This is a genomic window from Nocardioides alpinus (assembly GCF_900112035.1).
Lineage (GTDB): Bacteria > Actinomycetota > Actinomycetes > Propionibacteriales > Nocardioidaceae > Nocardioides > Nocardioides alpinus.
Window position 1 is genome coordinate 1 of the sequence record NZ_FOKC01000021.1, and the last position, 8,522, is coordinate 8,522.

At 68.4% G+C, this 8,522-nt stretch carries 2 protein-coding genes; both read right to left on the bottom strand.

Annotation, left to right across the window (positions count from 1 at the left end; translation table 11 throughout):
- Positions 1-361 precede the first annotated feature (361 nt).
- Complete coding sequence (locus tag BM127_RS21700) at positions 362-7,204, bottom strand: ThuA domain-containing protein (protein WP_091202210.1); 6,843 nt, start codon at positions 7,202-7,204, stop codon at positions 362-364.
- 129 nt (positions 7,205-7,333) lie between these two features.
- Entirely contained in the window at positions 7,334-8,494 is a 1,161-nt protein-coding gene (gene xylA / locus BM127_RS21705; RefSeq protein ID WP_091202212.1) for a xylose isomerase, read from the bottom strand.
- Positions 8,495-8,522 lie beyond the last annotated feature (28 nt).

Genomic DNA, 8,522 nt, shown 5'->3' on the forward strand with positions numbered 1-8,522 from the left:
AGACCGTCATAACCCCAACCAGAGGCCAGCCTGCACACCTCCTCGAACGGCAGATCGGCCCACTGGCCGGTGAACAAGGTGACTGGGCGTGGCATGCGTGCTCCTCAGGGTTGGTGTGGGTGGTGCTGGGACTGGTCGGCGGTGACACTGGTGCGAACCGGTGCCGGGACGGAGCGCACTGTCCCGGCACCGGCCGCGGGGGGCGACGCCTTGCGGCGCCGCCACCCCGCCCGGACAGGGGGCCCGACCACCGGCCGCCCGCAGGGCCGAACCTGCGAGCTGCCGGGTGCGGCACCTGAGTGGTGCCACGCGGCCGAGCCTCCTGTCTGCGGACGTTTCTCCTCTCTCTCGGACCCGACGCCTACAGCTCGGACTTGAGCGTGCGCGCCAGGTTCTTGAGAGCCCTCCGGGCCTCGTCGTCCTTGACCCTGGAGGCGAGCTTCTTGAAGCGCTTGAGAGCCATGCGGGCCTCACGCTCCGTGCCGCTCCTGTCAGCGCGCTTCACGGCCTTCAGCTCCTGCTTGAGCTTGGTGCCGAGCTTCGCGCCGATCGTGTTCTCGTCGTCGAGCCGGTTGACGAGCTTCTTGGCCCCGCCGATCGAGGCGACCACCTTGAAAGTGATCGTCCTCGACGTCTGGTTGCCCGCCTCGTCGGTCACGGTGACCTCGAGGCTGTGCTTCCCACTGCGCAGCGACAGTGCGTCGATCTGCGCCGGTGAGGACACGACCTCGCCGTCGAGCCGGATGATCCGCTCGGTGACTCCCGACGTCGCGTCCACGGCCGTGACCAGAGCGATACGGACCGCGGCCAGGTCGAGCTTGGCCTTGTCAGCGATCCCGCTGATGGTCACCACCGGAGCGGTGGCGTCCATCTTGATGGTGGTCGTCGCCACCGCCGAGGCCTTGCCGGCCTCGTCGGTCGCTCGGGCCTGGACGAGGGTGACACCGTCAGCGGCCACCTGGAACGGCGTGGTGTACGCCGTCCAGGCACCGTTGCCGATGCGGTACTCGACCGTCACCTTCCCCGTGCCGCCAGCACCCGCGAGGGTGATGGTGACGGGCGAGGTGAACCAGTTGCTGCGACCGTTGGCCGCCGCGGGAGCCGTGCTGATCGACACGGTGGGCTTCGCCGTCTCGACCGGGGGCTCCACGACGGGCTCCTCCGGGACCACGACCGTGAGCTCACCGATCGTCTCGTTGCCCGCCGCGTCGGTGGCCGTGTACGCCACCACGTGCTCGCCGGGCTGAGTGATCTCGAACGGACCGTCGTACTCGGTCTCTGCTCCCCCGTCGACCGTGTAGGTCAGCGAGGTGACGTCGACGTTGTCCGTGGCGTCCAGCACGACGGTGCCGGGGCCGGTCAGGTCGAGATCGACACAACCGATGATCGCGCCCTCACGGTGCAGGGCCAGGATGCCGCCCTCGATGCGCGGTGCCCACGGGACCGTGGCGGTGGCGAACGAGGTGCCGTCGGCCGCTGCCTCGATCCGTGCGTCACCGGAGCCAGCGACCCAACCGGGGTTGGTCGGCCACAGCTCGTTGGGCGGGGTGCCGTCGCCGGCCGGGTCGTTGCGGTAGTGACCCGCGAACCCGCCACAGGTGGTCCCGACGTGCAGGTGGGACTCGTAGTCCTGCGTGGGGTCGAGACCCGCGAGCGTCAGCTCCACGGTGGTGCCGTCATCGGTGGAGACCATGGTGGCCTTGCCGCTGACACCCGTGCTGGCCTGGTCGACCAGCACACCGGCGTACGAGCCGAGCACCGTGGCGTCCACCTCGGGGTCCGTCGTGTCCGCAGGCTGCGGGACGACGACCTCGAGCTGGCCCGTGGACCGGTTGCCCGCCACGTCGGTGGCGCGGTAGCGCACGACGTAGGTGCCCGGCTGGTCGAACGTCAGCGGCGCGGAGTAGGTCGTCCACGTCGTGGCGTCGCCGATCTGGTGCTCGATGCTCGCGATGCCGGAGGTGGCATCCGTGGCGGTCAGGGTGACCGTCTTGGTGGTGTCGCCGGTCGCGGCGCCCGACACGGTCGGGGTGACCGTGTCGACCTTGACCGACTCGGACTTGATCGCCTCGACGTTGCCTGCCGAGTCCGTGGACCGGTACTCGACCAGGCGTGTGCCCTCACCGGTCACGGAGACCGCTGCGGTGTAGGGCGTCCAGGCGCCTCCGGCGATGCGGTACTCGGTCGAGGCGACGCCCGACCCGCCCGCTCCGTCGGCAGCAGCCAGCGTGAACGACGGACGCGTGGTGTACCAACCGGCCTGGCCGGTGGCCGCCGGGATGGTGAGCGTCGTCGTCGGTGCGGTGGTGTCCGACGGCCCTGCCGGGGGGACGCACGTGTCGTCCTTGCCCAGGGTGAAGTAGTCGAACTTCGCGACGAGGTTGTCCGCAGCACCGGCAGTGGTGGCGCCCAGGGCGACGAGGCCGACCTTGGGTGCCGTGATGCCGGTGAGGTCGCGGGTGGCGTTGGCTGCGTTGACCGGGAGCCAGGTGGCCCCATCACTGCTGTAGGAGGCGGTCATGGCGTTGCCGTCGGTGCTCGACAGCCGCAGCCACACGGTGTCGGGGAAGTCCGCGCCGAGTGCTGCACCGTTGGTCTCGGATGCGACGGCGTTGGTCTCCTTGAAGAACTGGATGATGTTGGCCGCCTTGCTGCCCGCTGCTGCGGTCGAGCGGCCGGAGTAGACGAGCTTGATGTAGTTGTCGTCGTCCCCGTAGATGATCAGACCGCCCTGCTGGTAGCCCTTGGTGGCATTCAGCGTGACCTTGGTGGTGACCACGAACTTCCCGGACGGGAGGTCCTGGAGCACGACGTTGGGCGTCGTGTTCGTGGTCTGGTAGAGGTCGGAGTTGGTCAGCGGGATGTTGAGCGTCCCGTCGGCCACGGTCAGCGACGAGTTGAGCCGGACACTGTCGTTCCACGTGGCCGCGTCCAGCGCACTCCCGTTGAACTGCTCGGCCTGGCACGGGGTGGCGCAAGGAACGGCAGTGTCGTCGGGCGTGAGGGTGAAGTAGTCGAACTTCGCCGTCAGGTTGTCGGCCGCACCGGCAGTCGTCGACCCCAGGGCCAGCAGGCCGACCTTGGGTGCGGTGATGCCGGTGAGGTCGCGTGCCGCGTTCGCGGCAGTGACGGGGAGCCAGGTGGCGCCGTCGCTGCTGTAGGACGCGGTGACGGAGCTGCCGTTGGTGCTCGACATCCGCAGCCACACGGTGTCGGGGAAGGCCGCGCCGAGTGCGGCGGAGTTGGTCTCCGAAGCGGTGGCGTTGGTCTCCTTGGTGAACTGGATGACGTTGGCTGCCTTGCTGCCGGCCGCTGCGGTCGAACGACCGGAGTAGACGAGCTTCAGGTAGTTGTTGTCATCGCCGTAGATGATCAGACCGCCCTGCTGGTAGCCCTTGTTGGCTCCGGTCAGGTCGACCTTGGTCGTGACCTCGAACGCACCGGCCGGCAGGTCCTGCAGGACGATGTTGGGCGTCGTGTTGGTGGTCTGGTAGAGGTCGGAGTTGGTCAGCGGGATGTTGAGCGACCCGCCGGCCACGGTCAGGCCCTGGTTGACCCGCACGTTCCTGTTCCAGCGCGTCACGTCCAGCTCGGTGCCCAGGAAGTCGTCGGAGCGGCCACTGAAGCAGATGTTCTCCGCGACGGTGACGTTGATCTCCAGCGTCTTCGTGGTCTTGGCACCACGGGCGTCGGTCACCGTCAACGAGACGGTGTACTTGCCCGGGGTGGTGTAGGTCTTGCTCGGGTTGGCCTCGGTCGACGTCGTCGTGTCACCGAAGTTCCACGCATACGTGACCGGGGTGTCGTTGTCGGCGTCGGTGACCGTGCTCGTGAAGGCCACGGGCAGCGGGGCGGACCCCGTCAGCTTGCTGGCCGCGATCGTGACCGCAGGCGGCGTGTTGTCGGTGACCCCACGTCCGTTGAACTGCAACCAGTTGACGTTGACACCGCCGGTGGTCGCGACGACGTACAGCGGAACGCTGGTCGTCGTCGCCCCGGTGAAGGTGGTGGTCACGTCCTGCCAGGTCTGGGCGCCGCCGGTGGCGGGCACCGTCAGGGTGCCGATCGTGGTGCCGGTGGGCGACCCCTGGCGGACGGCGAAGGTGCCACCCGTCGTGGAAGCGGCCCGCATGGTGACGCCGGTGATGTTGGTGAGGTTCATGACGTCCCAGCCGAACCAGTCACCGGTCTCGACGCCTGTGATGTTGAGCCCGGTGTTGGTGTCGGTGGTCGTCTGGGTGATGACCCCCGGTGTGCCGGCGGTCTCAGAGCCCGTACGACCGGTCTGGTCGTAGAACTCCGCCTCCTTCTTCTTCGTGTGCAGCACGGCGCCGTCGACGCCCGTCAACGGACCTGCCGCGCCGTTGCCGGCGTCGGTGTAGGTGGCGGTGACGGTGCCGAAGACGTTGGCGCCCGAGTGCCCGGCGTCACCGGGCAGCACGAAGCTGCCGCTGCAGCCCGTGTACTGCTCGTAGCCGTGCGAGTGCTGGTCGTGGCCCAGGCCGGGCTGGACGACGACCTTGGTGCAGTCGACGGTGCCGCCGTCCGGGTCGGTCACCGACACCGTGTACTTGATGGTGTCACCGAACTCGAAGAAGCCGCCGTTGAGCGGCAGCTGCAGGTCCACCACGGGAGCGGAGTTGCCCGCCACGATGTCGATGTTCGTCGTACCGGTCTTGCCGTTCGTGGACGTCACCGTCAGACGAGCGGTGTAGTTGCCCGCCGTGGCATAGGTGTAGGTCGCGGTCGGCGTGGTGGCGTCGACGGTGCCGTCGTTGGTGAAGTCCCAGGCGTAGGTGAGACCGGCGTTGGTGCCGCTGTCACCGTCGATCGACGTGGTGCCGTCGAAGGTGACGGCCAGCGGCGCGGGGCCCGACGTCTTGTTGGTCGTCGCGCGTGCGGTCGGAGAGCGTTCCCCCTCGACGTAGTCGATCCGGTAGATGCCGGAGTTGGCGTTGTTGCCGTCGAAGCCGCTGCCCCACTCGATCATGTAGAGCGCACCGTCCGGGCCGAACTGCAGCGCGTGCGGGCGCGACATGGCCAGGTTCGGGAGGAACCGGTTGATGTCGGTGTAGTTGGTGCCGCCGTCGTTCATCTGCACGGTGAAGAGTCGGCTGTTGTTCCAGTCGGCCCAGATCGCCTTGCTGTCGAAGTACGCAGGCCACTTGCGGTCCGAGACCAGGTTCGGGTCGAACTTGTAGGTGCCCGAGGTCATCGGCGCACCACTCGCCCCGATCTCCGGGGTGCCCGTGGTCGCCGCGTTGTTGCTCTGCCAGATGACGGCAGGCTTCGCCGGCGGCAGGTTGGTCAGGCCCGTGTTGTTGGGCGAGTCGTTCACCGGGGCGGCGCAGTTGAAGGTCGCACCGGCGGTGCTGCTGGCGAAGTTGTAGTCGTTGTAGGGCGTGTTGTTGCCCACGCAGTAGGGCCAGCCGTAGTTGCCGGGCTGGTCCAGGATGTTCCACTCCACCCGGCCGTTGGGTCCACGGGTGGCGCTCGTGGAGCCCGAGTCGGGACCGTAGTCGGCGACGAGGAGCTTGTTGTTCTGCTCGTCGAGACCGATGCGGAAGGGGTTGCGGAAGCCCATGGCGTAGATCTCGGGCCGGGTCTTCTGCGTGGCGTCGGCAGCCTCGTCGAACAGGTTGCCTGCGGGGATGGTGTAGCCGCCAGCGAGAGCGGGCTTGATCTTCAGCACCTTGCCGTTGAGGTCGTTGGTGTTGGCCGAGGTGCGCTGGGCGTCCCAGGCACTGCGACCCGCGCGCTCGTCGATCGGGTTGAAGCCGCCCGAGTCGAACGGGTTGGTGTTGTCACCGGTGGCGAGGTAGAGGTTGCCGTCCTGGTCGAACTCCATCGACCCACCGGCGTGGCAGCACTCGTTGCGCTGCACCGGGACGTCGAGGATCTTCACCTCGGAGGCGAGGCTCATCGTGTTGCCGGTCACCGTGAACCGGGAGATCCGGTCGATCGACTCGGTGCCCTGCGGTGCGAAGTAGAGGAAGACGTGACCGTTGGTGGCGAAGTTCGGGTCGAGGGCGATGCCCAGCAGGCCGAATTCCTGACCCGTGTAGACGGGAACGGTGCCGGCCGTGACGACGCTGCCGTTGGTCAGGATGATCTTCACCGCGCCGGCGCGGTCGATGTAGAACACCCGACCGTCCTTGGCGATGGTGAGCTCCATCGGGTTGGTCGTGTTCTCGTCGAGCGCGACCTTCTCGAAGCTGGGCTGCAGGGTGGCCTTGCAGTCCGAGGCCACGACGCCGGCAGCGGTCTGGATGCCGCCGAGGATGTGCTTGAGGAAGTTGGCGTCAGTGAAGTTGGCCTCGGTGTGGCCCATGCCGGTGTACCAGCTGCGGCCACCGTCGTAGTCCTGGCACCAGGAGATCGGGTGCTCGACTCCGTTGGCGCCGGTGCCCGGGGCGTAGGTGGTCTCGTCCATCGAGGCCAGCACGTGGAGCTTGTTGCGCGCGGTGAGGTTGTTCGGGGTGCGGAAGTTGTACCACTCGTCCGTGCGCTCCCAGCGCTTGGGGAGGCCCGCGGTGGAGGCGTGCGCCGGGTCCTCGACCTTCACGGTCGCCGTCGGCGTGCCGTTGGGGTGGTTGTTGAAGTAGGCGCCGACCAGGTTGCCGTACCACGGCCAGTCGTACTCGGTGTCCGAGGCCGCGTGGATGCCGGCGTAACCGCCGCCGGCCTGGATGTAGCGCTCGAAGGCGGCCTGCTCGACCGTGGTGAGCACGTCACCGGTGGTGGAGAGGAAGATGACGACCTCGTACTGCGCGAGGTTGGCGTCGGTGAACACGCTGCTGTCCTCGGACGTCGTCACCGTGAAGTTGTTGGCGGCACCGAGCTGCTGGATGGCGGTGGTCGCCTCGTCGATGTTGGAGTGCCGGAACGCAGCGGTCTCGGAGAAGACCAGGGCCTTGAACGGATCGCCGGCTGCTGCGGCGGCCGCGGGGGCCTTCGGGTCGACGGTCCACGGGACCGCCTCGGCGAGGGGGGTGCTCGGGAGCTCGGCCTTGGCCGGCTTGTCGGTGGAGGTGTTGGCGGTGCTGGTGGACGTGCGCTCCGGCGTGTCCGGACCTGACGCTGCGGCGCTCGCCGCGGTGCCCATGCCCAGGGTGGCGCCCAGTGGCAGCGCCACGAGCATGGCCATGGTGGAGCCGAGCAGGGTGCGTGAGCGCCTGCTCGGCCGCGTGATGATTCGGTTCATCACGATCCCTTCGTTGGTGATGGATTGCGCTCCATCGGTTTCCGGGGCGGGTCCCCGGGCGTTCGGCCCTAGGTGGTGCTGGTGCGGTGTTCGGTCGTGCGGGTGGTCGTGGTGCGGGTGGTCGGTAGGTCAGCGGAGTCCCATCAGGTGCTCGAGGGCGAGCTGGTCGAGGGCCTCCATCCCCACGCTGCGTCGGGCGAGGCCGTCGACGTCGTACGTCGCGGCACGCAGGTCGGCGAGCGACTCGCCGTCGGCGAGCGTCGGGGTCCGGAGGGTGGCCACCTCGGCGGCGTCGAGGGCGGCGTGGACGTCGGGGTCGGCGCGGAACGCCTGCACCCGGTCCCGCAGCGCCAGGTAGTTGCGCATGCACGACCGCGCGGAGTCCCACACGCCGTCCATGGCCTCGGCGCGCGGGGGCTTGTAGTCGAAGTGGATGTAGCCGTCGTACGCATTGGTCGTGCCGCCGCCGAGGAGCGCGTCGACGGTCCAGAAGGCCCCGCGCAGGTTGCCCGCGCCGAACCTGAGGTCCTGGTCGAAGCGCGGTCCGTGCTGACCGTTGAGGTCGACGTGGAAGAGCTTGTCGTGCCACAGCGCCTGGCTGATGCCCTGGGCGAAGTTGAGCCCGGCCATCTCCTCGTGCCCCACCTCGGGGTTGAGCCCGACCATCCTCGGCTCGTCGAGCTCGGAGATCAGGGCGAGTGCGTGCCCGATCGTGGGCAGGAGGATGTCGCCGCGGGGCTCGTTGGGCTTCGGCTCGAGGGCGAAGCGGATGTCGTACCCCTGCTCCCGCACGTACGCGCACAACAGGTTGAGCGACTCCGCGTAGCGGTCGAGGGCGGCTTGGACGTCCTTGCCCGCACCGTGCTCGGCGCCCTCGCGACCGCCCCACAGGACGAACGTCTTCGCGCCCAGGGAAGCCGCCAGGTCGACGTTGCGCAGCACCTTCGACAGGGCGTACCTGCGCACCTGCAGGTTGTTGGCGGTGAGCGCACCCTCCTTGAAGACGGGGTGGCTGAAGAGGTTGGTGGTGACCATCTCGACGGCGAGGCCGGTGTCGGAAAGCGCCTTCTCGAAGCGCTCCAGCGTCGCGTCGCGCTGGCCCTCGTCGGGCAGGAGGTCGTCGTCGTGGAGGGTGACGGCAGACGCGCCGAGCTCGGCCAGGGTGTACGTCGCCTCGACGGGGTCGAGCAGCTCCCGGGACGCCGGACCGAACACGTCGACGCCCTGCCAACCCACGGTCCAGAGACCGAAGGAGAACTTGTCGTCCGGCGAGGGGGTGAGGTCGTTCACGGCTTGATCTCCTGCCAGGAGTCGGTGT